Genomic DNA, 25142 nt, shown 5'->3' with positions numbered 1-25142 from the left:
ATGATAAGTATAACAAAATTTAAAATACTGGATGGTAAAAAAATTCATTTTAATTTCAGTGATCAATCGGAAAAACCATCGATTTCGCGCCGTTTATCGGAGAAGATAAGTTGAGTTAACCCCTGTCAGGTCCAGATTATTTCCGAACGGTTGCGCTTTATGACCATGGAGCGGATTGAATCCGGGGATATCCAAAATTGTAAATACTTAGACTAGTAATCAGGCCATCAGCCCTAAAGCATAGGAATTGATTCACAAACCTGTATTCCTTAAAACCAACTAACCTTAACGCTTCTTCCCATTTAAATCGTATTTGAAATTTATTTTTTTATGCTTCATTTTCTTTTTATTATTAAATTTTATCCTTAAAATTACCATCTCGTCAAGCAGCAATTATACCTAAAACCGGCTATTTCTCAGAATTAGTAGATTAATTCATCATTTTAGTATTCTGGCATTCATATTCCAGCAATAGGAGGAAATCTATGTCTTGTCCTATAAATATTTTAATCTTTACATTTAAAAAATCATTTAATTGAAAAAGAATGTAAAATATATTAATAAGATAAAAAATATTCTTTTAAGCAGGTATGATTTAGTTTAAACATCGTTAAAGATTATTTTTTATGCTATTTGAAGGAACTCAGTTCAAATATAATTAATCAAATAGTTTAAATTGCAGGCCTCTGTAAAAAAGTCTCATCTGTAAAAAAGGCGTCGTAAAATAGATGGCCTTTTCCACAAGGCAGGCCAACCATGCCCGAAAATCTATTTGCCTTTTAAGTATTCACTTTAAACAAACTTAAATTCTACCACATCATGAAAAAACCACTACTCAGGGAGTATGTTTCAAGCCTTGTATTGCTGATGGCTTTACAGCTGTTCTACCCCTTTTTACCTAAAAGTCATGCCCATACCGTTTTTGAGGGACTAAACGGCACGCTTGTTTCTCCCGAACGAAGCGGTCTGGAAGGGCAGCAAATGGCCGATGTTACGATCACCGGTACCGTGTCGGATCCTAACGGAGAGCCCATTCCCGGGGCAACGGTTTCTTTGCCCGGAACGACCATCGGTACCGCCACCGATTTGGATGGAAACTATTCATTGACCGTACCTGAGGGTTCTGAAATTGTATTTTCCTTTATTGGTTTTGAGAGCCAGCGGGTCGCCATCGGTGATCGTTCTATCATCAATGTAACCTTGGTGGAGTCCACTTCTTCGCTGGAAGAGGTAGTGGTAGTCGGGTTTGGTACCCAAAAGAGAGCCAATGTCACGGGTGCCGTGAGTACCGTCGCAGGCGAGGATTTAGCCAGGCGTCCGGTGTTAAATACCGCAGCGGCCCTGCAGGGCACTACGCCCGGATTGAGCATTCAGAATAATGGCGGAGCGCCGGGAGATGAAAGCACCAGCATTCGGATCAGGGGTGTGGGTACGCTAAACAACTCCAACCCACTGGTTTTGGTAGACGGGGTGGAGCAATCGCTCAGCACGGTGGAACCCACCAATATTGAAACCATTACGGTTCTAAAAGATGCCGCCTCCTCTGCCATATATGGATCCAGAGCAGCCAACGGCGTGATTCTGGTGACTACCAAAAGAGGGGCCGAGAGTGGGGTCTCCATTAACTACAACAATTTTGTAGGCTGGCAAAATCCGAATTTCTTTCCCGAGCCAACAGATCCCGTGACCTGGATGAGGTTAGAAAACGAGGCACAGGCCAATGTAGGAGCGAACCCCACCTACAGCGAAGAGTATATTGAAAATGTAGCTGCCGGTACCAATCCGCTGGAATTCCCATTTGCAGACTATGAGGGAGGTATTTTTAATCCAAATGCCTTCCAGCAAAGACACTCCCTTTCGCTTTCCAGCGGTGGTGAGACGGGTAGGGTATTTGCTTCCATCAATTATGCCGATACAGATGGTATCCTCCAAAATTTTAATAATAAGCAGGTCACCATGCGTATCAATTCCGACTTGTATGCTACGGACAAGCTGACAATAAAGACCAATCTGATGTATCGGAATCGTGGCTTCAGCGGCCCGGGTTTTACAGGGCAGCGAATCACGCAGGCACTACTCCACATTAACAGAAACATTGTCATGGAATACCCGGATGGGACGTATGATCTGGTATCCGGTCAGTGGAATGCCCGTGCCATGGCAAAAGAGGGAGAAACCAGCCGGATCAGTGATGATGTTTTTGGTCAGTTGGGATTTGCCTATACAATCAATGATGCCCTTTCGCTGGAAGGAAACGTAACGCTCAATACCACGGCTACCGATGGGTTTGTGTTTCAGAATAGCCTTGCCGGTATGCGAAATTACGTGACCGGCGAATTGGTAAATGTGGGGGGCTGGTTTGCCACTTCAGTGCTCACCGAAAGTCAGGAAAACCGCAGAGAGCTTAGTCAACGATTGTACCTGAATTATGACCAGTCATTTGATAAGCATAGCATTCAGGGCACGGCAGGGTATGAGGAAATTTACAACCGGTATAAAGAAATTTCCGCCTCCCGGGATAATTTTTTCAGCAATGACCTCCGGGATATCAATGCCGGAGACATCCAAAACCAACGAACGGGAGGCTATTCCGAAGAGTGGAGGCTACGGTCTTTCTTCGGTAGGGCTAACTACACCTATGACGACCGATACATGTTCCAGGCGAATGTAAGGTATGATGGATCTTCCCGGTTTGGAGAAGGTAATCGATGGGGGATTTTCCCTTCGTTCTCTGTGGGATGGCGGATTTCTGAAGAAAATTTCATGAGAGATCAGGGTTTATTCAGCGATTTGAGGTTACGAGGATCCTGGGGACAGCTAGGTAATCAGCGGATTGGCCTCTACAGGTACCTCAACACCTACAATCTGAATAATGGTTACCAGTTTAATAATAACCTGGTACCAGGCACCGCTATCACCCGGGCCGGTAACCCCGATATTACCTGGGAAACAACCACCATGAGCAATGTAGGCTTGGATATGGGTTTTATGGATGACCGGATCGAGGTCATCGCAGAGTATTTTTACAAATACACCGACGATATTCTGATCGAATTGCCCATACCCAGGACCATTGGATACAGTCCGCCGGTACAAAATGCGGCAGCCGTTTCCAATAAGGGCTGGGAACTGGCTATTAACTACAATAGCATCCCTACCATGGACAATGGGTTTCAATATTCGATTGGGTTAAACTTTTCGGACGTAGTTAATAAGATTGAAGACCTGAAAGGAACGGGCCCCTTTTTCCCTGACAAATTCACCGTTTGGACAGAGGGTGAATCCATCAATTCCCTGAGGGGCCTGAAATCTCCGGGCATTTATCGTACCCAGGAGGATTTGGATAATTATCCCGCCACGATTTTCCCAACGGTAACGATCGGAGATATTATTTACGAAGACTTGAATGGAGATGGGGTGATCTCCCAATCCCTCTATCCTGCAGGTGACCAGTATATTATGGGGAATGAAGATCCCCGATACGAGTTTGGGGTTCGGTTTAGTGCCTCTTACAAGGGCTTTGATTTCTCCATGTTTTGGCAGGGAGTACTACGCCAGCAGCATTCGCTGGACGGGGCATTGATGGAAGGACCAAATTATACGAATTTCATTCCGGTGACCATGGCCAGAGAGGCCTTTCACCCGGAAAGAAATCCCAACGGTACCTGGCCCATGGTGAGATCGGGTAATTCTGCCAATTTGATGGAGTCCGATTTCTGGTTGCAAAACACCAGTTACCTTCGACTGAAAAATTTTCAGCTTGGATATACCATTCCTCAAAATCTCGTCGCCAATCTTCGGGTGTACATTTCGGGTGAAAACATGTTGACCTTTACGGAAACAGAGTTGTTTGATCCGGAAACCCCCAGGGGCAGGAGTCAATTTTTCCCGCATAGCAGACTTTTCAGTGGTGGCGTAACCGTCGGATTTTAATCTAAAAAGCGAAAAGAAATGAACTTACTAAAAAATTCAATAAAATATATAGGGCTGGGTTATTTGGCCTTCGGTATGTTTGGCTGTGACCAGGGGCTGGATTTGCTTCCTCCCGGGGAGGTCTCCGAACTTATTTACTGGCAGCAGGAAAAGGATGCCAGACTGGCCGTTAACGGAATCTACGTGGAGCTGGATGGGCAATTGATGGTCAAGGAGCTGGATGGTGTTACCGACATTGGGTTTCGTGCTCCTTCTGGACCAGGTTCCCTTCACGATGTGTCCATGGGATCCTTTGATCCGGTCAATGCAGCCATTGGGTCTACCTGGGACAGGTATTTCCGGGGCGTGCAGCGTGCCAATAATGTCCTGGCAAATATTGATCGCATTGAGCAGGGAAATGCGGAATTACTGGCCAGGTATGAAGCGGAGGCTCGATTTCTGCGCGCCTACTTCTACACGCAATTAAGTAGCCTTTGGGGGGATGTGCCTTTGATACTGGAACCGCTGGAAGTGACCACACAAGTCGGTAGAACGGCAAAGTCAGAAGTGGTCGATTTTGTAATTGCTGAACTGGATCAAATCATTCAGGGTGAGCAATTGCCTCTGAGCTATGATCAGGATATCGGGAGAGCTACCCTGGGAGCTGCCATGGCACTTAAAGCCAGGGTAGCTTACCGAAACGAAAGGTATGCAATCGCGCGGGATGCTTCTAAAGCGGTGATGGACTTAGGGATTTACGAGTTGTACCCGAATTATGAAGAATTGTTTCAGTACGCAGGACAGAATTCTTCGGAAGTGATTTTTGACAGGCAGTACACTGTGGGTGGAGATACCTACAATGCCTTTTCATTTTCGGCAGCTTCTATTGGGGGGGGATCTGTAGTGGAACCGATTCATAATTTGTTTTTAAAGTATGGGTACAAAGGACCCCAAAACCCCAATGACCCTTTTGAAAACCTGGATCCCCGCTGGTCTTATACTACCTACTATACCGGACAACCTATCGGGACGAGTACATTTAATTCCCTGCCAGATAGCCCAACGGCTGACCGGGTAAGGTCTACTGAGTTTTCCACTGTTCATGGGTATAACCTCAAGAAGTGGGTGGATTATGAGGCCGATGAAAGCAACCCGAATACCGGTTCCATCAATATGATTCTAATCCGGTACGCGGACGTACTCTTGATGTATGCGGAATCAAAAATCGAATTAAATGAAATCGATGATTCTGTTTACGATGCGATTAACAGCGTTAGGCAACGGCCAACCGTTGAAATGCCTCCCATTACCCAGGGCAAATCCCAAGAGGAGTTGAGAGCCATCATCAGGGATGAAAGGGCAGCAGAGCTGGCTTTTGAAGGCTTAAGGCTGTTTGACATGAACCGATGGGAAATCGGAGAAGACAAAATTGGTTCTGTTGAAGGCCTTTATTACTTCAATGAAGATAGCGGTGAGTGGGATACCATTAACAGCGGTCTCAACCGAACGTTTAGACCTGAAAGGGATTATTTATGGCCAATTCCTCAGGCCGAAATAGATATTAACGATGCGATCACACAAAACCCGAATTATTAAGGGCATTCAAAAACATTGCATTAGGCGTTAAAATCATAGTAAAAAGCCACAAATGGATCGTTTGTGGCTTTTTTGATTTTACACCGAGAGTTTTCATTTCAGGCTGTGCCGGACGCATGTGGCGGTGCAATTTTACCGATTCGAATTAAACTCACCATAGGCGTTAGCCCATGCCCTTTGTAATTCTAATGTCTGGCAGGAGGGTAATTAGTTGATAGTAGGTTTTTCGTCTCAAAAATCAGCTATCGTTTTTCATGTTTATTTTGGTATTCTATGGCATTACGAAGGGCAATGATTTCGGCTCTTAATTCTTCAATATCCCTCGAACCGGCAACCGGAGCATCTTTTTCCTCGGCATCACGACCGATGAAATAGGAGGCAATAGTCGCAGTAAAATAGCCAAAAATGCTAAAACCGAAAACGGAAATCAAAAAACCCAAGCCGCGGCCTTCGGTAGTCATCGGACTGAATTCGTTACCTGCTGTGATCACCTGCGTCGCGGTCCACCAGAGCGCAAGCCAATAACTGGAGAAGCCCGGGTTCGGATTTTCCAGCGCATACATGCCGGCCGCTCCTGCAAAGGTTACAAAAAGGGTAGTAATCATCACATAACCAAAGGCCCGGCGTTGCATGGTTTTGCCTAAGCTGCGCAAGCTTCTGTTGAGCGACGATACAATTCGCACAATCCGTATCCCCCGTAGACCACGTAACAGTCGCACAAAGCGAAATATCCGAAATACACGTAATGCGGGTATAAACAAGGAGATCGTAGTAAGCCAATTTTTTTTTAGAAAGGAGCGTTTTTCCGGGGCTAGTGAAATCTTTACCAGGAAATCAATAATAAATATTCCCCAAATGCTAAAACTTACATACTCAAGAAACGTGTTTCTTCCCCAGACCAGCTCAACGACAAGTAGGACAAGCCAAACGAATCCTAGAAAAATCATTGGTCCATCAAGAAATCGTTCTACCGATTTGAGTAACCTATTCCGTTCATTTTTAATTTCGGCTTTCATACTATTGGGTTGTCTGATAAATGGAAGAGCTAACTATGGAAATTTTTAAACAGCTAAGCTCATGCCATTACGGGATTCTTTATGGTTGAATTTTAACAATCTCCAGCAGATCTTCCGATAGCGTTTTTAGTTACCCCTTACCGAGTGACTACCAATCATTGGTAAATTTCCATTTTTTAACTAATTTAAATACATAATCCGGATAGAAGAATTGTTGGGGGAGTAGTGGTAAATAAGTGAAAAAACACTGACGACCCGGTATCGATAGTCGCAAAAAGAGCTATATCCGGGAACCTTCAGACGCTAAGGACAGATAAAATTCAATTAAAATGGCTGAATTAAAGACAAAACAAAATGAGGATGATGTTCATGAATTTATTCATGCTTTTGCAGCTACCGAACAAAAGAAAAAGGACAGTTTTGAACTTCTAAGACTAATGCAAGATGTTACAGGCTTTGAACCCAAAATGTGGGGAAGTTCAATCATTGGATTTGGGCAATACCATTATAAGTCCGAAAGAAGCCGGCAGGAAGGTGATTGGATGCTGGTAGGGTTCTCACCACGAAAAGCTGCCATCTCCCTATATGTTTATTCCGGTTGCCAGGGTCAGGAGGAATTGCTAAAAGAATTGGGGAAATTCAAAATGGGCAAGGCTTGCATTTATGTCAAGAAGCTCTCGGACATCAATCAGGAAATTCTAAAAAAGTTGATCAAATCCACCATAGAATTCCTTCAATCTAAGCACGGGACAATGCAATGAAAAACGGTATTGTCCGCCCCGTTCATCAAAAGTGATGAAACCCGAACACTAAGAAGAACAAGACGCTCAAAGCGGAATGTTATAACAAATAATATTAAATTTGAAGTCTAATAAAATATCCAGGAATGTCAATAACCAAAGAATTTGAATGGATAGGGATGCAAAAAGCCAGCGAGGCTGTTGCTTACACATTAAAGGAAATGACGAAGTTTGCCCAACCAGGTATTTCCACGAAGGAATTGGATGCGTTTGGAGCAAAAATATTGTCAGACTTTGGAGCCAGCTCAGCACCATTACTTACGTATGGTTTTCCGGGTTGTACCTGTATCAGTGTTAATAATGAATTCTGCCACGGAATCCCTTCGGCGAAGCAGATTTTAGCTCCGGGGGATTTGGTAAATATTGATGTATCCGCAGAACTTAATGGTTTTTGGGCTGATAATGGGGGTTCATTTGTTCTTGGTGAGGATGTCCATCAACATCAGGCTTTGGTGAATGCTTCTAAAATTATATTAAAGAAAGCCATTGCCGCGATCAAAGGTGGCGTTCCTATCGCGAATATTGGAGACCTAATGGAAAAAGAAGCCAAGAAGAGGGGGTTCAGGGTAATTAAGAACCTTGGAGGACACGGGATTGGAAGAAGTCTTCATGAAGAGCCAGTGGAGTTGCTTAATTACAAAAATAAATTTGACCGGAGAAGGTTCAAAAAAAACGAAGTGGTTGCTATTGAAACTTTTATTGCTACCTCATCCAACAATGCAAATGTACATCGTGACGGATGGACGTTGGTAGGCAATAAAGGGGGATATATGGCACAACACGAGCATACCATCATGGTTACCGATCAACAGCCAATTATTTTGACAGAAATGAACGGTATATGGAATTAGAAACGGTTGACAAAAGCAAAATGATTTTACGATTTCTTACCTACCTACCCCTACTTTTCTTGCTTGTGGGGAGCTTTTCCTGCGCCGAAAAGCAGCAGGAACCTTTCTCTTTTGTTCAACTATGCGATACGCAGCTTGGAATGGGAGGGTATGAACACGATATCCAAACGTTCAAACAGGCTGTCAGGCAGATAAATGAATTGGAGACAGACTTTGTAGTAATTTGCGGTGACCTGGTGCACAATGCCAGCGATAGTTCCTATACCGATTTTAAAACCATTCTGAAAGGCCTAAACATCCCCAGTCATCTGGTTTCAGGGAATCATGACGTAGGTAATATCCCAACGGATACTACCCTTCAGTATTACCGGGAAACGATTGGCGCTGATTACTACCAATTCGACCATAAAGATCATTCATTTATGGTGACAAATACACAACTTTGGAAAGTCGAGGTGGAAAAGGAGTCGGAAATACACCATGCCTGGTTTGAAGAAACTCTTAATAATCTAGGCGAAAAGGAGAACCCCGTGTTTGTTTTAGGACATTACCCCTTGTACACGGAACGTCCGGATGAGGAGGATCACTATTATAACCTGCCAATGCCGACCCGAAAGAGAATATTGGAATTGTTTATGGAAAACAATGTGGTGGCTTATCTATCCGGGCATACGCATAAGTTGACGAAGAATACCTATGAACACATCCAACTGGTAAGTGGGGAGACCACCAGTAAGAATTTTGACGACAGACCATTTGGCTTTCGGATTTGGCAGGTTTCATCGGATAGCCTATCCAATCACTTTGTCACCTTGAAATCGGTAGATGGCGATTCGATACGGGTATCCCCGTCTAAATAGATGGGCCTTATTCCAATAGGTTTAGGATGATGAAATTTAAGGTCCTGCGCCTCGGTAAAAAATGGCTTACCTTTGCTGAATCCAAAATCCATTATCTTGAAAACTAGCTGGTTAGAAATGAAAATCATTCTACAATCAATTGTCACTTGCCCGAATTGCGGACATCAGAAAGAAGAAACCATGCCCACAGCTGCCTGTGACTTTTTTTATGAATGCGAAAACTGTAGGGAATTAGTAAAGCCAAAACCAGGCGACTGTTGTGTCTACTGTAGTTATGGGACAATAAAGTGTCCTCCCATACAGGCGGGTGCAAATTGCTGTTAATGACGATGAATACCTTTCATTTTAAACGGCGAAATCTGATTTCTGGCCGCCATCTGTTGGGCTCACTGCTAATAATGGCGGGTTTGGTAGTCCTGATTAGTTCTGTCTTTTTCAGCATAGAAAATCCTTTGGAAAGGGTTTTCGCAGTAGGAGGTGGGGCAATACTTCTTGGACTCGTAATCGTTTCCTCATACGGAGGAACGCTTATTGATTTTTCAGGAAAGCGGACCAAAGACTATTATTCCATTTGCGGTTTCAAATTTGGTGATTGGACAGCGCTCCCGGCTATTTTGACAGTAGAAGTTATTTCAGCCCACAAAAGGATTTCGAATACACCAAATGGAATAAGCCCAACGCTATCAGGGAATGTAATCGAATTCGAAACGTTGCTCTATTCAACAGCATCTCTTGCCTTATTTTCCTTTGTTTATTTAGATCGGGATAAAACCATTGATCAGGCACAGAAATTGGCTGCTGGTCTGAATGCCGATTTGGTGCTTCGCATTCCCTAACGGGTCGAATGCTTTTTTGCGATTATAAAAATAGTTGGTAACCGCGAGGCACGCTAAGAATCCGCTATATCCGCTAATATAAAGATAAAAAAAGCGCCCATTTGGGCGCTTGGATTTGTATCAATTATCTTCTTCCGGTTGATAATCGATATTCATATCAATATCTTCCGGATCAATTTCCAAAATTTCAGGCACATCTATTTCTAAAACTACCTCCCGACGGACCAATTCGGCCACAATATCCATCTCCTGCTCAAAATTAGCATCCTCTTCGTGCAAGGTATTAAATCGTTCCATCAGTTCGTCGTCACTGTACTCGGCATACCTTTCTTCCCGCTGCTGACGAATCCGTTCATTTTCCTGCTCCAGCAGGGAATCTTTCCGTTTTTGCAGGGTTTCCATGTACCGGTCCATCATTTTTTCCAGTTCTTCGCTTCCGGCAAAAGGGGTACTGCTAACCGTTACAGGTTCGGACACACCGTCTATATGCACGACGGTCATGGTGTCCGGGCTTTTCAAGTAGTATTCGTCTCCCGTTTCGGTATCCACCACCCGTTCCGCTTCAAAGATATAGCGGTCTTCTTTATCCGAGGAGCAAGCTACCGCGATTACGATCAATGCAAGAATTCCTATTTTATTTATTGTACGCATCATTTGTTGGTTTTATGGTAATTTGTTGATTTATAGTTATTGGGGGTTTCGTTAAATCCCCGGTACAACAGCACAAAAACCATGACAAAGCGTGCCGAAACGGCTTCTGGGTACCGGAATATTCTAAAAAACCTAAAAAAACAATATAGAAATCCACTATAATACAAAAAAAGCAGCCGGAAGGGCTGCTTTTGCTGGTTCAGAAAAGAACGGTGAATTATTTTTGGTAAGTAACCGATTTGACGGCTTCTATAGTACGCTTTACATTGGGCAAGGTAGCTTCAATATAGGTAGGAGAGTAACTCAGTGGGATATCCATGGAGTTGACTCGCAGTACCGGGGCATCCAGGTAGTCAAAGGCATGCCGCTGAATGGTAAAGGCCAGATCGGTAGAAATGGAGGCTACCGGATTGGCTTCCTCGACGATCACGCAGCGGTTCGTCTTTTTGACAGACTCAAGTACCGTTTTGTAGTCAATAGGCTTTACGGTACGCAGGTCAATAACCTCTGCCATGATTCCGTCTTTGGCTAGCTGGTCCGCAGCTTCAAAAGCGATTTTCATCATTTTCCCGAAGGACACCAGGGTTACGTCATCTCCTTTTCGTTTGATTTCTGCGATTCCAAGTGGAAGCAGATACTCACCTTCGGGAACTTCTCCCTTATCGCCATACATCACTTCGGATTCCATAAAGATAACTGGATTGTCATCTCTAATCGAAGCTTTCAGTAAGCCTTTGGCATCGTGGGGATTGGAAGGGACCACTACTTTTAGGCCGGGTGTGTTGGCAAACCAGTTTTCAAAGTTGGAAGAGTGGGTGGCTCCCAACTGTCCTGCATTTCCGGTAGGACCCCTAAAAACGATTGGGACCGTATATTGACCTCCGGACATGGCTCTCATCTTTGCCGAGGAGTTGACCAATTGATCCATTGCCACGAGGGAAAAGTTAAACGTCATGAATTCTATAATGGGTCTCAGCCCGTTCATGGCCGCGCCCACACCTAATCCTGAAAAACCAAGCTCCGAAATGGGCGTATCGATGACGCGTTTCGGGCCAAATTCATCCAGCATTCCCTGGCTGGCTTTGTAAGCACCATTATATTCTGCTACTTCTTCGCCCATAAGAAACACGGTTTCGTCGCGTCTCATTTCTTCGGACATGGCTTCCTTTATTGCGTCTCTGAATTGTATTTCTTTCATTTATTCACAAAATTATCTATCGTCGTAAAAATAGAAAGGAATCTTACAATTACCAAGCATGGGTTATGTTTAAGGATGTTTAATTCCTGGAATCTGCCTTTACAGGCATTGCGGCCCATGTGTCTTTCCGTAGGTTATTTTTAAGTATCCCCGGGCAAGAAGGGTTTGGAGGCTTTCTCGTTAAGTTTCTACCTTTGTAGCATGATTAAAGTAGCACTAATTAGTGACACCCACGGCGATTTGCCGGACAATGCGCTGGAGATACTCCGGCAAGCGGATGAAATCTGGCATGCAGGTGATGTGGGCCATACCGAAGTACTGACCAAACTTCCTCCCGGGCCCATTCAGCGGATTGTCTATGGAAATATTGACGATTACGAGCTGAGTAGGCAGCTTGAAGAAGAGCTGTTTTTCGAAACTGGCGGGGTAAAGGTACTGATGCTCCATATCGGAGGGAAACCTCCTGCCTATGCAAAAGGGGTCAAAGCTAAAATAAAAAGGTTACAGCCTGACCTGTTTGTTTGTGGACACTCTCACATTTGTAAGGTGGTATTTGATAAGGCTCTGGGTTGTTTGTATATGAATCCCGGTGCGCTGGGCAATCAGGGGTTTCATCAGGTAAAAACCCTATTGACTTTCGAATTGGATGGGAAGATAAAAAATCTCAATGTGGTAGAACTGGGAAAAAGGGGGAAATTGTAAAAAAAAACCCAACATTCGTCGGGTTAATCTCAGGTTTTTATTTTTTAGAGAATTCTTTTTTGATCTCCTCCACGTCCACGTTTTTGATGACGGGCTTAGCATTCAATTGTTTGATTTTCAAAGTTCTGGCATTTTGCGCCTGTCTTTTTCTCCTTAACTTTCTTTTTAAAGTAGTAACAGCCATGATATCTTATAATTTATGTTGTTTTCTAAAATCGAAGGGCAAAGGTAAAAAAAATATCCTGAAAAACACCCCATTCTCCTCAAAGAAGTTTGTTGATATCCTTAAATATAAGGAGATTCAAGGCTTTCAATCCTGTATTATTTATAACTTTGCGGAAAATTCCAGCCCATGAGCAAACAAAAACCAAGCATACCAAAGGGAATGAGGGACTTTGGCCCAACTGAAATGGCCCGGAGGAATTATATTTTGGATACCATTAAAGATACTTTCCGTCTGTTTGGATTCGACCAGGTAGAGACCCCGGCCATGGAAAATCTAAGCACCCTTACCGGCAAATACGGGGATGAGGGGGATCAGCTTTTGTTTAAGGTGTTGAATAGTGGGGAGTTTTTGAAAAAGGTCTCGGAAACAGAATTTAATAAAGGAGAAGGCGTAGTGCTTCCGCTAGTAGCGGAAAAGGGTTTGCGATACGACCTGACGGTACCCTTTGCCCGGTACGTGGTCATGCACCAGAATGAGATCAGTTTCCCTTTCAAGCGTTTTCAAATGCAGCCGGTATGGCGGGCAGACAGGCCTCAAAGGGGCCGTTACAGGGAGTTTTACCAATGCGATGCCGATGTGGTAGGAACGGACAGCTTGATTTGCGAAGCGGAAATTATCAGCATGATCAAACGGGTATTTGCCGCTTTTGGCTTGAGCGATTACACCATACATATAAATAACCGCAAGGTGCTAAGTGGCATCGCACAAGTGGCAGGAGAAGCCGGTAAGGAAAGTGAATTATGCGTTGCCATCGATAAGTTGGATAAAATTGGCAGGGAAAAAGTGGAGGAAGAGCTTTCACAAAAAGGCTTTCCAGCAAGGGCTTTGACCGCTTTGGCCCCCATTCTGGATCTGCCAGCACGTAGCAACAGCGAGTGGCTGGTCTTTTTGAGGGAGTATCTGGCACCGAGTGCCGTGGGAACAGAGGGATTGGATGAACTGGAAGAGGTACTTTCGTATCTTTCCCTGTTGGGTGAGGACGAAAACTATCTGAAGATGGATCCGGTATTGGCAAGGGGCCTTTCTTACTATACCGGGGCGATTTTTGAAGTAAAAGTGGGGGGGGTAGGAATCGGTTCTGTAAGTGGAGGTGGCCGTTATGATAATCTTACGGGCGTATTCGGATTGCCGGATATTTCCGGTGTAGGGTTTTCCTTTGGAGTGGACCGGCTGTATGACGTGCTGGATGCGTTAGACCTTTTTCCGCAACAGCAACCGGATAGTACACAACTCCTCCTGACTCATTTTGGGGAGGACGAAAGAAAACAGGGCGTGAAGTTCCTGGCTGCCTTTAGAAAGGCAGGTATCGCTTCTGAAATCTATCCTGACCTGGCCAAAATTAAGAAGCAATTCAACCACGCCGACAAAAAAAACATTCCTTTTGTGGGTGTTTTGGGATCGGAAGAACTGGCCACAGGAACGCTCAGCTTAAAGGACATGAAAACCGGCAAGCAAGAGACCCTCAGCCTGGAAGAGGCGATCTCCAGAATAAAAGGAGAAAGGTAGGACCCAGCTTAATCAATTTTGAAAATGGACGAAATGGGGATGGTGATACCCCCTTTCAGCGAGATGAACTTTTCTCCTACTGCCCATATGGTAGTATTTATCCGATAGGTCTGCCCCTCGGCCGTTTCGAAATAAATCCAGACTTTCGCATGGGAAATATTGCCTAGAATTTGTGACTTTTGCAATTCAAGTAACCGTAATTTCTTGGCTTCGGGATCGGTCACCACCTCTCTTTGAGAAAAAAGCAGGGTGGGAACCTTTTCTTTTTGGATGGTTACCATTTCTTTTTCGAGTGTTGTCATGTTGGTATGTAATTAGCTCAAACAATGGGAGTTAGTTGTTTTAAAAACGGAAACGATTCGCATGAGGTTTTATTTTTGGAAAACTTTTTTCGAATTTGCTTCAGGGTTTAGCCCCGGACAACTGACCCATTTTTGAGAGAAGTATCAACTTAGGAAAGGGAGCTTCGTTAGATTATCCATTATATTTGTAAAATTATTAAAAGAAGAACGTATGATGGATTTCATGAACATGATGAATAAAGTAAAAGAGGCCCAGGCGAAAATAAAGGAAACCCAGGCAGAACTCGTTCATCTAAAAGCAGAAGGAGAAGCTGGAGCGGGCATGGTAAAAGTGGTGGTCAACGGGCATCGAAAAGTGCTGGATATGGAGATAGACAAATCCCTGGTAAATGAGAAGGATCATGATATGATGAAAGACCTGATCGTGGCGGCCACCAATAAAGCATTGGAAAACATTGATCAGAAAATAAAGGAGAAAATGAGCTCGGCTACCGCTGGAATGATGCCCAACATTCCAGGAATGGATTTTGGTAACATGGTTTGATGAAAACAGCCGCAATTGTCATTTTGAATTTTAATGGGAAAGGCATGTTCAAAAAGTACCTTTCCCAGGTAGTTCATCACTCTTCCTATGAAATAATAGTAGTAGATAATGGCAGTACCGATGGATCCATTGATTACCTGTCCGCCCATTTTCCGGATATAAAACTGGTGCTACTGGGTAATAATCACGGGTACAGCAAAGGCTACAACCTGGGATTGGCATCCATTTGTGGTCAATACGAATATTACTTGTTGCTAAATTCGGATGTGGAGGTCCAACAAGACTGGGACCTGGCACTAGTGCGTTACATGGAGGGTAAGCCCGGAGTTGCGGCCTGCCAGCCCAAGGTTCTTTCGCTTAGGCAGAAAGGTTACTTTGACTATGCGGGCGGAGCGGGAGGCTACCTGGACTCCCTGGGCTATCCCTATTGCCGGGGAAGGATTTTGCATAGTCTGGAAAAGGATAGCGGGCAATACGACCAATCCCTGCAAATAGATTGGGCCTCCGGGGCCTGTTTTTGCGTTCGGGCAGCATTGTTTCACGATTTCGGAGGCTTCAATCCGGCCTATTTTTCGCACATGGAAGAAATTGAACTTTGCTGGCGATGGCGGAATTCCGGATTTAAAATTCACCATTGCAGGGAAGCCACCGTTTACCACCTGGGAGGAGGGACATTGGCGCAAACTAATCCATTTAAAACGTACCTGAATTTCCGGAATAGCCTTTTCATGCTGTATGCAAACCTGACCGTCCTCGGTTTTTGGCGCGTTTTCCTTTTACGGGTTTTTTTAGATGCGGCTGCGGCGATACATCTTTGGTTTGGTAGTGGCCCTGCACATGGCAAGGCAGTAGTGAGGGCCTATCGTGACTTTTGGTATCAAAAAAAGAAAAAAGCACCCGGAAGTCTGATCCGGGCAGAGAACGTGCGTTCAGAAAAAACGCCGCCCGTTTTCTCCATTATTTTTCACTATTACTTATTAGGGAAACGAAAATTCACAGCCCTTGATTAATCAAAAAGGATGGGATTGTTCATCCTTCTGAAATAAGTTCTTAGTTTCATTAACATGGCCAGGCTCACGTATACGATGATTGGAGAGCCCAGCGTGATAAAGGAGCTGTAAATAAAAAACAACCGGATGCTGTCAATTGGGAAATGAAGTTTTTCTCCTAATTTTGAACAAACGCCGAAGGCGCTTTCCTGGAAGAATAATTTAACCTTTTCCATCCTATTAGCCTGTTTAAATTTGCGGGAAACCTTTGAAAGAACAACTTACTGATATTAACCGGATTACCCTATGATTATTGAAAAAAAAATATATGCTGTTATCGGTGTATTAGCTGCTATGTTTTTTAATTCCTGTAACAGCGGGCAAGTTATAAAAAAAGCCGAAAACCAAAAAGTTTTTATGGAGCCCCAGGTTTTGACCCGATTGGGTGATTCGGTTCGTTTTTCGATTAACGTCCTACTTCCAAATGCCATAATCTCCCGGAACGAGACCTATTCCCTGCGTCCTAAATTCGTATATGGCAATGAAATCCTTCGCTTCGAAAAGAAGTTAGAGGTACGTGGCGATACCCTGGATCCCTATGAGCCGGTGGAGTTGCAGGGTTCCTTTAGCATGCGTTTTAAAGAGGGGATGGAAAAAGGCGCCTTGTATGTTGTGGCGGAATTTGGCCAAGGCAGGAAAAACCTTCCGGTGGGAAGTTCCGAGGAATTGTTGTCCAGAGGGATAATTACTACGGCTTCCCTGGCCCAGATTGGTCAATACAGGGGGCAGGATGATATTCCGGTTTTAGGGATTTGGCTTTCCCCCGACTCTCTGGAAATGACCGGAATGGGAAGCAACGGCTGGCAGGAGCTGGAAGACAGGCTTTCCGGATACAGCAACCTGCCGTTTTCAAGCAAATCACCGTTTCTGGACGTGCTAAAAGGCCCGGGGGATTGGAGTTATAAAAAATGGAAAATGACCGGGATACCCCACTATTCGGAAATTAATCGTGCTGTTTTTACCCGATTTGAACGAGATGTCCGGCGACAAGCCGCAAAAGAACCCGACATTTCGGGGATGCAACTTTCCATTTTGGCGAGAAATATCCGGCAAGGCACGGTACCCGCCGATACCCTGAGTGAAAGGGAATTGGCGGAAGCGGTCGCCCGGGAGCCGGGATGGAAAGAGCAGGAACAACTGTTGCTAGCCATGGAGGAGGTATATCCCAGTGCCTGGGTTTATAGTAATTTGGGAATGGTTTTTCTCAATCAGGCACACCGAACCCTGGCGGTTCGGAAAAAAAACCAATTGCTGGAAAATGCGCTTTTTGCCCTTAACCGATCCAATGCCGTTTACGAAAACCCCGTCGCCGTTTATAACCTTGGCCTGGTATTCTGGCTTTGGGGGGATAAATTCAGTGCCTATAATAATTTTTACAGAGCACTTGCCCTTACCCGCTCCGATGAACTGAGGGAGGTCTATGAAGCGGCCCTGGGCGCAGTATCCATTTTTAATGGGGATTACCGGCTGGCAGCCATACACCTAAATAATGCGGATGCCGACCCGATCAATCTTTTCAATCAGGGGCTCGCCAATGTCCTGGCCAAAGATTATTACAATGCTACCCTAAAGTTTGAGGAAAGTGCCATCCAGAATATGTCAAACGGGTATCCTTTTTATGGACTGGCACTGGTGGCGGCCAGAAATGGCGAGGAAACGAAACTATACGAAAACCTAAAAAAGGCCGTATCCAGAAATGATTTTCTGAAAAGCCGTGCGGCTACCGACCGGGAATTTTTTATGTATCACGACAGAGAAGGGTTTAAGGAAATCCTTCGTACAGCTAAATCGGAGTAAGTATGGGTTATTTGATTGGAGTAGATATTGGGGGCTCGCATATTTCCGCAGGAATTATTACGGCAGATGGAAAAGACATTGCTCCGGGTAGCGAAGTCCGGATGCCGGTAAATTCGTTGGGAAGCAAGGAAGAAATTTTGGACCTTTGGGCCGATTGCATAAAAGCTCTTGGGCTGTCCTCGGATAGCCGTTTGGGCATCGCCATGCCGGCTCCATTTGATTACGAAAACGGTATTTCGCTCATGGTAGAACAGGGAAAATACCTGGCGCTTTACCAGGTGAATGTAAAATCGGAACTTTCAGACAGGCTGGGGATTCCTGATAAGAATATATTTTTTTTAAACGATGCAGCGGCCTTTCTTCAAGGAGAGGCCGTAGCAGGAGGATGGGATAAACAGCAGCACTTGATGGGGCTGACCTTTGGGACCGGCCTTGGTGGGGCTTTCAAATCCGGGGCGCTGGCCGAAGACGGAGCGGTATGGTCGATTCCTTTCAAAGAGGGCATTGCCGAAGACTACCTGAGCACTGCCTTTTTTAAAAACTGGGCAAAAGAAAGGTTCGGCAAAACTGAAACCGGTTTGAAGCCTTTGTTGGATTCCTCGGAAACCCGGGAGGCCACGCTTGAAATGCTTGCCGTATTTGGCCGAAATCTGGCCGAATTGATCCACATGCAGACGAAAATTCGGAAAATTGAGGGGATAGTATTAGGCGGCAATATTATGAAAGCGGCGGATCATTTTCTTCCCCTGGTAAATAAGCTTCTGGAAGAAAGAAATATCCAGGTGGAAATTCGAATCAGCAGGTTGGGAGAAAAGGCTGCGATGATAGGTGCTGCCAGTATTCATCACGAACAGGGTAAAAAAAAGTAGTATGTTGTGTGTAATTAATACATAATCGATATATTTTGTTTTTTATTTAACCATAATTTAAAATGATCGTAGAAAAAGAGTTAACTAAAACTGCCATTTTTAAGAAGGTGAGTGAATGGCTGGATAGTTCCGGCTATCAAATTGTAAGCAAGGACGAAAACCGCCCCTGGGGAGGTTTTTTTGTGATTGATGAGCGCCAGATAAAACAATTCAGGGAGCAATTTTTTTCCGAAATTGAGCTTACGGATGCCCAAATGAAACATAAATTGAGTCCGAAAATTTTATTGGCTGGTCCGGAAAAGCGTCTTTCCTGGCAATACCATCATCGGCGGGCTGAAATCTGGAAATTAATCGCTGGCGAGGGAGGTGTTATCACCAGCGATACCGATCAGGAAGGCGCTCTGAAAACGCTGGCAATTGGCGAGGTGGTTCGTCTGCGGCAAGGAGAAAGACACCGGCTGTTGGGTTTGGGGAATTGGGCCGTGGTGGCGGAAATATGGATGCATACCGATCCGGAAAACCCCTCGGATGAAAGCGATATCGTGCGGGTTCAGGATGATTTCGCGAGAAAATAGTCCCCTTTGATGAAACTGCAATCTGGCCAAACCCGAAATCATGCCATCGATGTTTTTCGGGCACTCACGATGATGTTGATGATTTTTGTCAATGACTTATGGACCCTGGAGGGAGTGCCCGAATGGCTGAAACACGCCCCGGCTAAGGTGGATGGAATGGGCTTGTCGGATGTGGTATTTCCTGCTTTTCTATTTATTGTAGGCTTATCCATTCCTTTGGCCATCGGCAATCGCTGGAAAAGGGGTGAAAAAAATACCCGGATCCTGATGCATGTCCTCAGCCGTTCACTGGCACTTCTAATCATGGGGGTATTTCATGTGAATCTGGAGACCTACCAGCCCGAAGCGGCCCTTTTGCCAAAGGCGGTATGGCAAATACTGTTAACCCTTTCATTTTTTCTAATTTGGCTGGACTATCCAAAAGATCCGGAAAAGAAGCAAATAAAATGGATCGGAAAAATACTGGGATGGGGACTGCTAGTTTTTTTGGCGGCGGTATACCAGGGTGGAGACCTGGCTGCTCCGGTTTGGATGGGTTTTTATTGGTGGGGAATACTGGGATTAATCGGATGGGCTTATCTGATCGCGTCTCTTGTGTTTATAGCGGTAAACGGAAAACAGCTTTGGGTAGGGCTGGTTTTTTTGGCCTTCATGGCCTTCAGTGCCTTGTCTAAACTGGGGATGTTGGCGTTCTTACAGGAGATAAAGCCCTATTTTTGGCTTATTGATGACGGGGCAACCCCCTCTTTTGCCTTGGCTGGTATTTTAGTCACTGGCTTTTACCGATCCTGGTTCCAAAAAGGACTTACTTTACACTTTTGGCGGATTCTAATAGGCATGGCGGTGGCTTTCCTGGCCATCGGTTTTGTTAGCCGGCCTTTGTGGGGCATTCATAAGATAGGGTCATCTCCTTCCTGGGTGTTTATCTGTATCGGCATCAGCATCCTTACATTTGGCTTGCTGATTATTCTGGTAGAGGTAAATAACAAGAAGCATTGGTTTGATGGGATTCGGCCGGCGGGTACCAGTACCCTGACATGCTACTTGTTGCCTTATATTCATTACGGGCTGCTTTCAATCACGGGGATCGTATTACCGCTGGCACTCAGAACAGGTTTGCCGGGTATTCTCAAGTCACTGCTATATGCCTGGATCATCATTCAAATCACGGGATTGCTAGAAAAAAGAAAGTTGCGTTTAAAAATTTAGTTTAGGTCAAAATTCAAAAATATGGGCCATTCGATTGGTAAATTTGGTGTCGCTGCTTACGTGATGTGGCTGCAGGTCTTTCTTTCCGGCCCGATTATTTCCCAACAGGAAAATACGGGTGTCTTGCCGGTAAAAGGTTTGGCTATTGCTGCTCCTCAAAAAGGAAAGGTGGACAGCTTTGTGGATTTTATGGATCAGCAACAGCACTGGGTAACCTTTGATCGGATGTTTGAAAAAATAAATAACCTATCCGGCTCTTAAATTTACGAATGGTGGTAAGTACAAATACACTCTTAACTAGTGGATCCAGGTATCAATCGCTGGATGTGTTGCGCGGACTAACCGTGGCGCTGATGATCATTGTGAATACTCCGGGTAGCTGGAGTACTAATTTTTCCCCTTTTTTACATGCCCCCTGGCACGGGATTACCATCACCGATTTAGTTTTTCCCTCCTTTCTATTTGTAGTGGGGAATGCCATGGCCTTCAGCCTGATAAAGTTAAAAGAAAGGGGTGCCCAGGTTTATTTTCAGAAAGTCATCAAAAGAACCTTGATCATTTTTTTGATTGGCCTGTTGCTAACCGCTTTTCCATTTTTCCGGATAGCCGACTCGGGGCTGGTTCCCTTCGATTTCAGTAAGATCCGGATCATGGGTGTATTGCAGCGGATTGCGCTTTGTTACGGATTAGCGGCCACCTTGGTCTATTTTTTCAAACTCAGGGTTTGTATGGGAATTGGAGCTTCACTGTTACTGATATATTGGGGAATCATGTACTTTTTTGGCGATCAGGGTCCGGATCCCTACTCCCTCGAGGGCAATGCTGCCAGAAGGCTGGACCTTTGGTTGATAGGTGCCGGTAACCTCTACAGAGGCGAGGGGATTCCTTTTGATCCGGAGGGTTTGTTAAGTACCTTACCTGCCATGGTAAATGTCCTGGCTGGATACGGAGTGGGTAGCTATATTCGGAAAAATGCTGGAAATAGTAAAACCGTACGTAGTTTATTTATTATTGCCCTGGCCTTCTTGGTGTTAGGGTATGTTTGGGATATTTTTTTTCCAATCAATAAAAAAATATGGAGCAGTTCTTTTGTTTTGGTTTCGGTGGGTTATGTTACCGCCCTGTTGGGGGTGCTTGTTTTTGTACTTGAACTTAAAAAGCTGAAGGGCTGGGCCTATTTCTTCGAGGTTTTTGGCAAAAACCCGCTGATCCTTTACGTCCTGTCCGGGGTACTGGTCCGGCTCATGTTGATGGTTCCCGTGGGACACCTTTCCCTTAAAACCTGGATCTACGAGCAGTTTTATTCTTCTTTTTTGCCTCCCAAAATGGCAAGTTTAACATTTGCGATCTCCTTTATGCTCCTTATTTGGCTGGTGGGCTGGGTGATGGATAAGCGGAAATGGTACATTAAGGTATAGCCTTCCTACGTTAATTATCATCGTTATCTTTCATCAACTGATTTGTAACAAAAAAACAGTTTCATCCATTTTCCACCAGTTATGTGAGATAGTTACCTGGGTGTGAGATAAAGTGGCATGATTTTTACTCTGAATATCAGGTAAGTTGATACCCATTTTAGACATGAAAAAGAAAGATAAATCCTTAATCCAATCCATTGCCATATCCGGGTTGACCATAGCCGGCGGTTTTCTTACCCGAAAGTTATTGGAAAAATCCTGGGAAAAATCCACCGGGAAGACGCCACCTACCAGTCCTTACAGTGAGGAAAACTCCATGAAGGAGGTTTTGGTCTGGACGGTTGCCACGGGAATTCTGGTAAGCGTATCGAAAGTACTCCTGGACTGGACCTTCTCAGCAGGAGCCGACCAGCTTTCAGAAAGCTAATCTCTCATAAAAAAGGAGTGGAAGAACTGGGGATAATCAAAAAAAAGTTGTATTATTAACTGTAATTCAGGTAATTACTTCTTTTCGGATGGGTATTCATAAGGTGAGCAAGAGGGAATTGCTGAATTAGAATCAGTCTTGATTTGAATGCATCCTCTTTTAACTCTGATATGCCTTATGAAAACGCTGTTGGCTATTCTTCTCCTATCGGGTAGTATCTTCCCGTTGTTAGCCCGTCAGATTCAGGTCTACGAGCCCGAATTTTCCGGTATTGTGCTTCTGATAAGAAATGACCAACTGGCAGAACCGCTGGAAAAGCAAAAAGCTTCTTCCGGATCCAAAGCCAGCCTCGGAGCCGCTCTGTTTGGAGTGGCAAAAGCCCGGGGGATGAATCTGGTGGATGGGGCCAACAGTCCGGTCAGGATTAGTGAAGTTGACAAAGTCAGGTTACTGGTCAAGGCCGATGGAAATAGCCGGGATCCGGTCGAAATTATCAATGTTTTTTTGCTAGAGGCCGATCCGGATAAAAACCGCCGGATGATCACCACCGGGACTGTTAATTTTAATAAAACCACCGCTGCGGATATCGATTTTATTCCTTTTACCGGATCAAAATACCGGGAATCATCCTATTTATTGGAATTAGATCCATTGCCACCCGGAGAGTATGCGGTTACCCTGGAAGGCTCCCGTGATGTTTTCAATCTTTTTGGAGTGGATCCGAAGTAAAGCTAACTTCGAACGCTTGGTCGCTGCAAATTCAGTCATTTCGTTTGGTTACTGCTATAAATGTTTCCGCATAAATACCGCAGAAATAGAATGCGACAGGCGGGTATATTTTTTACCTTTGCATAAACCAACATTTAGTATGAGATACCAACCGGCACCCGCCACCTTATATAAAAAGAACCGAAAAAAAATTGTCCATAAGCTTCCCTCCAGGTCGATTGCAGTGTTTCATTCCAATGACATCCTGCCTACGAATGCGGATGGAACGATGAAATTCAGGCAAAACAATGACCTGCTGTACCTTTGTGGGATCGATCAGGAAGAGACCATTTTGGTCATTTGTCCGGATTTCCCAGATCCTTCCCTGCGGGAAATCCTCTTTATTAAACCAACCAGTGAGCATATTGCTATTTGGGAAGGCAATAAGTTTACGAAATCGGTGGCATCCTCCCTTTCGGGTATTGGTACCGTAAAATGGACAACCGAATTTGAGGCTGTTTTCCATAAGCTGATGGCTTTGACCAAGCATGTTTTTTTGAATACAAACGACCATTTGCGGGCAGATGTCACCGTAGAGACGCGGGATGCCCGGTTTATTAAGGAATGCAAATTAAGGCATCCCCTGCACGAATACCACCGGATTTCTCCCATCATGCATGCTTTTCGGGGATTAAAGGAAGCCGAAGAAATTGCTCAGATTCAAAAAGCCTGTACCATTACTGAGAAGGCATTCAGAAGGGTATTGGAGTTCGTCAAGCCCGGTGTCAAAGAGTATGAAATTGAGGCGGAATTTGTTCACGAATTCCTTAGATCAGGAAGCAGGGGTTTTGCTTACGAACCGATCATTGCCTCCGGCAGAAATGCCTGTGTGCTACATTATATAGAAAACAACGCTATTTGCCAGGATGGGGAAGTAATCCTGTTTGACGTAGGGGCCGAATACGGAAATTACAATGCCGATATGAGCCGTGCCTTACCGGTAAACGGTCGCTTTACAAAACGGCAGCGGCAGGTGTATGATGCCGTACTTCGGGTACAGCAGGAGGCAACGAATTTGCTGAGGCCAGGGGTAACCATTCAGGCCTACCACAAGGAAGTAGGGTTGATCATGCAATCCGAATTAGTGAACTTGGGCCTGATCGACCAAACCGATATAAAAAATCAGGATCCGGAAAATCCGGCTTACAAGAAATACTTTATGCACGGCACCTCTCACCACCTGGGGCTTGATGTACATGATGTAGGTACCATGTATGAGCCCATTCAGGCTGGAATGGTTTTTACAGTGGAGCCGGGCATTTATATCCTGGAGGAGCATCTTGGCATTCGTCTGGAAAATAATATCGTCATCGGAGATCGAGGCAATACCGATTTAATGGAAACCATACCCATAGATCCGGAAGAAATCGAAACCCTTATGAATACATAAACTGAAGAAGGTTTCGATATGCCATTTTTTAAGGAAAATTCACCTACCGCGATTCGCGATTTCAAGGCTCATCTGAAAGAGGAAGCCCTTCGTAGCGTCCGCGAAAACCTCAGCGACCTGAATTCCCAGTTTTTAGCGTTACAGGAGGCCTCTACAGGGGAAACCAAAAGCAGTGCAGGTGATAAATACGAAACCGGTAGAGAAACTATCCGGCAAAGTCGGGCTTTGCTGGAAAAGCAACTGCAAACGATCCGTCAATGGGAATCAAAAATCCAGCAAATACCCTTAGAACCGGTGTCGGATATCAGAGAAGGAGCCGTGGTTTTACTGGATTTGGGCTGGATATGGGTAGCTGTTTCCTTTGGGAAATTAGTTATTCAAACCAACGAAATTCAAGGTGTTTCTGTGGCATCTCCCTTAGTGCTGGCCCTAAAAGGAAGGAAAAAGGGAGATGTAGTCACTTTTAAAGGTAGAAAAATTGAAATCCTGGATATTTTATAGAATTCGAATAAAAAATTGAGTCTTATAAATAAATTTATTTTTTTTTTAAGTCAATCCCTGTAATGGAACAGTTCTTGGACTTTTTTATACAGAATTAAATGACAGCAGTTTAATTGGCTAAGAAACCGTTGAAACGTTC

27 protein-coding genes are annotated in these 25142 nt (G+C 44.6%); 21 read left to right on the top strand and 6 right to left on the bottom strand.

Annotated elements, in window-relative coordinates:
* Positions 1-819 precede the first annotated feature (819 nt).
* Positions 820-3933: a SusC/RagA family TonB-linked outer membrane protein gene (locus tag GJQ68_RS11210; protein ID WP_162417366.1), complete on the top strand. Its 3114-nt coding sequence runs from the start codon at positions 820-822 to the stop codon at positions 3931-3933.
* An 18-nt stretch (positions 3934-3951) separates the two neighbouring features.
* Positions 3952-5508, top strand: a complete 1557-nt coding sequence (locus GJQ68_RS11205) for a RagB/SusD family nutrient uptake outer membrane protein (protein WP_162417365.1) — start codon at positions 3952-3954, stop codon at positions 5506-5508.
* Between the two features lie 242 nt (positions 5509-5750).
* On the opposite strand, the gene GJQ68_RS11200 is transcribed toward GJQ68_RS11205, so the two are convergent.
* On the bottom strand, positions 5751-6524 hold the full coding sequence (locus GJQ68_RS11200) for an ion transporter (RefSeq protein WP_162417364.1): 774 nt from the start codon (positions 6522-6524) through the stop codon (positions 5751-5753).
* 329 nt (positions 6525-6853) lie between these two features.
* Between GJQ68_RS11200 and GJQ68_RS11195 the strand changes: the two genes are divergently transcribed.
* The 5 genes from GJQ68_RS11195 to GJQ68_RS11175 all read left to right on the top strand — a co-directional run bounded on the left by GJQ68_RS11195 (position 6854) and on the right by GJQ68_RS11175 (position 9871).
* Positions 6854-7285 (top strand): DUF1801 domain-containing protein, encoded by a 432-nt coding sequence (locus GJQ68_RS11195; RefSeq protein ID WP_162417363.1) that lies wholly within the window; start codon positions 6854-6856, stop codon positions 7283-7285.
* A 125-nt stretch (positions 7286-7410) separates the two neighbouring features.
* Positions 7411-8175, top strand: a complete 765-nt coding sequence (map, locus tag GJQ68_RS11190; RefSeq protein ID WP_162417362.1) for a type I methionyl aminopeptidase — start codon at positions 7411-7413, stop codon at positions 8173-8175.
* The gene (locus GJQ68_RS11185; protein ID WP_162417361.1) at positions 8166-9035 is read left to right on the top strand and encodes a metallophosphoesterase; all 870 of its coding nucleotides are present in this window, start codon (positions 8166-8168) and stop codon (positions 9033-9035) included. Before map ends, GJQ68_RS11185 begins: the two co-directional genes overlap by 10 nt.
* 117 nt (positions 9036-9152) lie before the next feature.
* Entirely contained in the window at positions 9153-9359 is a 207-nt protein-coding gene (locus GJQ68_RS23320) for a GDCCVxC domain-containing (seleno)protein (protein WP_162417408.1), read from the top strand.
* Positions 9360-9433: 74 nt separating this feature from the next.
* Positions 9434-9871: a hypothetical protein gene (locus tag GJQ68_RS11175; protein ID WP_162417360.1), complete on the top strand. Its 438-nt coding sequence runs from the start codon at positions 9434-9436 to the stop codon at positions 9869-9871.
* A 120-nt stretch (positions 9872-9991) separates the two neighbouring features.
* Here the strand turns inward: GJQ68_RS11175 and GJQ68_RS11170 are convergent, their stop codons facing one another.
* Complete coding sequence (locus GJQ68_RS11170; RefSeq protein WP_162417359.1) at positions 9992-10525, bottom strand: hypothetical protein; 534 nt, start codon at positions 10523-10525, stop codon at positions 9992-9994.
* Positions 10526-10739: 214 nt separating this feature from the next.
* On the bottom strand, positions 10740-11720 hold the full coding sequence (locus GJQ68_RS11165; RefSeq protein ID WP_162417358.1) for a pyruvate dehydrogenase complex E1 component subunit beta: 981 nt from the start codon (positions 11718-11720) through the stop codon (positions 10740-10742).
* Positions 11721-11921: 201 nt separating this feature from the next.
* Here GJQ68_RS11165 and GJQ68_RS11160 point away from each other — a divergent pair, with 201 nt between their 5' ends.
* Entirely contained in the window at positions 11922-12422 is a 501-nt protein-coding gene (locus GJQ68_RS11160; RefSeq protein ID WP_162417357.1) for a metallophosphoesterase family protein, read from the top strand.
* Positions 12423-12459: 37 nt separating this feature from the next.
* Here GJQ68_RS11160 and GJQ68_RS23190 read toward each other — a convergent pair whose 3' ends face one another.
* Entirely contained in the window at positions 12460-12606 is a 147-nt protein-coding gene (locus tag GJQ68_RS23190) for a hypothetical protein (protein ID WP_163387195.1), read from the bottom strand.
* 168 nt (positions 12607-12774) lie between these two features.
* On the opposite strand from GJQ68_RS23190, the gene hisS reads away from it, so the two are divergent.
* Positions 12775-14154 carry a histidine--tRNA ligase gene (hisS, locus tag GJQ68_RS11155; RefSeq protein ID WP_162417356.1) on the top strand — a complete coding sequence of 460 codons (1380 nt, stop codon included), beginning with the start codon at positions 12775-12777 and terminating at the stop codon, positions 14152-14154.
* 8 nt (positions 14155-14162) lie between these two features.
* Here hisS and GJQ68_RS11150 read toward each other — a convergent pair whose 3' ends face one another.
* Positions 14163-14456, bottom strand: coding sequence for a hypothetical protein (locus GJQ68_RS11150; RefSeq protein ID WP_162417355.1), 294 nt, complete (start codon positions 14454-14456; stop codon positions 14163-14165).
* Positions 14457-14667: 211 nt separating this feature from the next.
* On the opposite strand from GJQ68_RS11150, the gene GJQ68_RS11145 reads away from it, so the two are divergent.
* A complete protein-coding gene (locus GJQ68_RS11145; RefSeq protein ID WP_162343124.1) occupies positions 14668-15000 on the top strand; it encodes a YbaB/EbfC family nucleoid-associated protein in 333 nt (110 codons plus the stop codon).
* The gene (locus tag GJQ68_RS11140; protein ID WP_162417354.1) at positions 15000-16010 is read left to right on the top strand and encodes a glycosyltransferase family 2 protein; all 1011 of its coding nucleotides are present in this window, start codon (positions 15000-15002) and stop codon (positions 16008-16010) included. The genes GJQ68_RS11145 and GJQ68_RS11140 overlap by 1 nt, the downstream gene beginning before the upstream one ends.
* Here the strand turns inward: GJQ68_RS11140 and GJQ68_RS11135 are convergent.
* Complete coding sequence (locus GJQ68_RS11135) at positions 16007-16225, bottom strand: PspC domain-containing protein (protein ID WP_162343122.1); 219 nt, start codon at positions 16223-16225, stop codon at positions 16007-16009. The genes GJQ68_RS11140 and GJQ68_RS11135 overlap by 4 nt on opposite strands.
* A 70-nt stretch (positions 16226-16295) precedes the next feature.
* Here GJQ68_RS11135 and GJQ68_RS11130 point away from each other — a divergent pair, with 70 nt between their 5' ends.
* The 10 genes from GJQ68_RS11130 to GJQ68_RS11085 all read left to right on the top strand — a co-directional run bounded on the left by GJQ68_RS11130 (position 16296) and on the right by GJQ68_RS11085 (position 25003).
* A complete protein-coding gene (locus GJQ68_RS11130) occupies positions 16296-17846 on the top strand; it encodes a hypothetical protein (protein WP_162417353.1) in 1551 nt (516 codons plus the stop codon).
* A 2-nt stretch (positions 17847-17848) separates the two neighbouring features.
* Positions 17849-18715: an ROK family protein gene (locus GJQ68_RS11125; RefSeq protein WP_162417352.1), complete on the top strand. Its 867-nt coding sequence runs from the start codon at positions 17849-17851 to the stop codon at positions 18713-18715.
* Positions 18716-18777: 62 nt separating this feature from the next.
* Complete coding sequence (locus tag GJQ68_RS11120) at positions 18778-19290, top strand: cupin domain-containing protein (RefSeq protein WP_162417351.1); 513 nt, start codon at positions 18778-18780, stop codon at positions 19288-19290.
* Positions 19291-19299: 9 nt separating this feature from the next.
* Positions 19300-20499, top strand: a complete 1200-nt coding sequence (locus GJQ68_RS11115) for a DUF5009 domain-containing protein (RefSeq protein WP_162417350.1) — start codon at positions 19300-19302, stop codon at positions 20497-20499.
* A 21-nt stretch (positions 20500-20520) separates the two neighbouring features.
* Entirely contained in the window at positions 20521-20760 is a 240-nt protein-coding gene (locus GJQ68_RS11110) for a hypothetical protein (RefSeq protein WP_162417349.1), read from the top strand.
* A gap of 8 nt (positions 20761-20768) precedes the next feature.
* On the top strand, positions 20769-21917 hold the full coding sequence (locus GJQ68_RS11105; protein WP_162417348.1) for an acyltransferase family protein: 1149 nt from the start codon (positions 20769-20771) through the stop codon (positions 21915-21917).
* A 163-nt stretch (positions 21918-22080) separates the two neighbouring features.
* Positions 22081-22344 (top strand): DUF4235 domain-containing protein, encoded by a 264-nt coding sequence (locus tag GJQ68_RS11100; protein ID WP_162417347.1) that lies wholly within the window; start codon positions 22081-22083, stop codon positions 22342-22344.
* Positions 22345-22521: 177 nt separating this feature from the next.
* Positions 22522-23073 (top strand): hypothetical protein, encoded by a 552-nt coding sequence (locus tag GJQ68_RS11095; protein ID WP_162417346.1) that lies wholly within the window; start codon positions 22522-22524, stop codon positions 23071-23073.
* A gap of 139 nt (positions 23074-23212) precedes the next feature.
* Entirely contained in the window at positions 23213-24502 is a 1290-nt protein-coding gene (locus GJQ68_RS11090) for an aminopeptidase P family protein (RefSeq protein WP_162417345.1), read from the top strand.
* 18 nt (positions 24503-24520) lie between these two features.
* Entirely contained in the window at positions 24521-25003 is a 483-nt protein-coding gene (locus GJQ68_RS11085; RefSeq protein WP_162417344.1) for a GreA/GreB family elongation factor, read from the top strand.
* The last annotated feature ends 139 nt before the right edge of the window (positions 25004-25142 follow it).

Origin of the sequence: Cyclobacterium roseum, from assembly GCF_010119225.1 — a bacterium.
Lineage (GTDB): Bacteria > Bacteroidota > Bacteroidia > Cytophagales > Cyclobacteriaceae > Cyclobacterium > Cyclobacterium roseum.
The sequence above is the reverse complement of the archived record's forward strand: the minus strand, read 5'-3'. Positions and strand labels throughout refer to the sequence as shown.

Coding starts and splice junctions, on each gene's coding strand:
- GJQ68_RS11210 (WP_162417366.1), top strand. CDS start 820: ATGAAAAAACCACTACTCAGGGAGTATGTTTCAAGCCTTGTATTGCTG.
- GJQ68_RS11205 (WP_162417365.1), top strand. CDS start 3,952: ATGAACTTACTAAAAAATTCAATAAAATATATAGGGCTGGGTTATTTG.
- GJQ68_RS11200 (WP_162417364.1), bottom strand. CDS start 6,524: ATGAAAGCCGAAATTAAAAATGAACGGAATAGGTTACTCAAATCGGTA.
- GJQ68_RS11195 (WP_162417363.1), top strand. CDS start 6,854: ATGGCTGAATTAAAGACAAAACAAAATGAGGATGATGTTCATGAATTT.
- map (WP_162417362.1), top strand. CDS start 7,411: ATGTCAATAACCAAAGAATTTGAATGGATAGGGATGCAAAAAGCCAGC.
- GJQ68_RS11185 (WP_162417361.1), top strand. CDS start 8,166: ATGGAATTAGAAACGGTTGACAAAAGCAAAATGATTTTACGATTTCTT.
- GJQ68_RS23320 (WP_162417408.1), top strand. CDS start 9,153: ATGAAAATCATTCTACAATCAATTGTCACTTGCCCGAATTGCGGACAT.
- GJQ68_RS11175 (WP_162417360.1), top strand. CDS start 9,434: ATGGCGGGTTTGGTAGTCCTGATTAGTTCTGTCTTTTTCAGCATAGAA.
- GJQ68_RS11170 (WP_162417359.1), bottom strand. CDS start 10,525: ATGATGCGTACAATAAATAAAATAGGAATTCTTGCATTGATCGTAATC.
- GJQ68_RS11165 (WP_162417358.1), bottom strand. CDS start 11,720: ATGAAAGAAATACAATTCAGAGACGCAATAAAGGAAGCCATGTCCGAA.
- GJQ68_RS11160 (WP_162417357.1), top strand. CDS start 11,922: ATGATTAAAGTAGCACTAATTAGTGACACCCACGGCGATTTGCCGGAC.
- GJQ68_RS23190 (WP_163387195.1), bottom strand. CDS start 12,606: ATGGCTGTTACTACTTTAAAAAGAAAGTTAAGGAGAAAAAGACAGGCG.
- hisS (WP_162417356.1), top strand. CDS start 12,775: ATGAGCAAACAAAAACCAAGCATACCAAAGGGAATGAGGGACTTTGGC.
- GJQ68_RS11150 (WP_162417355.1), bottom strand. CDS start 14,456: ATGACAACACTCGAAAAAGAAATGGTAACCATCCAAAAAGAAAAGGTT.
- GJQ68_RS11145 (WP_162343124.1), top strand. CDS start 14,668: ATGATGGATTTCATGAACATGATGAATAAAGTAAAAGAGGCCCAGGCG.
- GJQ68_RS11140 (WP_162417354.1), top strand. CDS start 15,000: ATGAAAACAGCCGCAATTGTCATTTTGAATTTTAATGGGAAAGGCATG.
- GJQ68_RS11135 (WP_162343122.1), bottom strand. CDS start 16,225: ATGGAAAAGGTTAAATTATTCTTCCAGGAAAGCGCCTTCGGCGTTTGT.
- GJQ68_RS11130 (WP_162417353.1), top strand. CDS start 16,296: ATGATTATTGAAAAAAAAATATATGCTGTTATCGGTGTATTAGCTGCT.
- GJQ68_RS11125 (WP_162417352.1), top strand. CDS start 17,849: ATGGGTTATTTGATTGGAGTAGATATTGGGGGCTCGCATATTTCCGCA.
- GJQ68_RS11120 (WP_162417351.1), top strand. CDS start 18,778: ATGATCGTAGAAAAAGAGTTAACTAAAACTGCCATTTTTAAGAAGGTG.
- GJQ68_RS11115 (WP_162417350.1), top strand. CDS start 19,300: ATGAAACTGCAATCTGGCCAAACCCGAAATCATGCCATCGATGTTTTT.
- GJQ68_RS11110 (WP_162417349.1), top strand. CDS start 20,521: ATGGGCCATTCGATTGGTAAATTTGGTGTCGCTGCTTACGTGATGTGG.
- GJQ68_RS11105 (WP_162417348.1), top strand. CDS start 20,769: ATGGTGGTAAGTACAAATACACTCTTAACTAGTGGATCCAGGTATCAA.
- GJQ68_RS11100 (WP_162417347.1), top strand. CDS start 22,081: ATGAAAAAGAAAGATAAATCCTTAATCCAATCCATTGCCATATCCGGG.
- GJQ68_RS11095 (WP_162417346.1), top strand. CDS start 22,522: ATGAAAACGCTGTTGGCTATTCTTCTCCTATCGGGTAGTATCTTCCCG.
- GJQ68_RS11090 (WP_162417345.1), top strand. CDS start 23,213: ATGAGATACCAACCGGCACCCGCCACCTTATATAAAAAGAACCGAAAA.
- GJQ68_RS11085 (WP_162417344.1), top strand. CDS start 24,521: ATGCCATTTTTTAAGGAAAATTCACCTACCGCGATTCGCGATTTCAAG.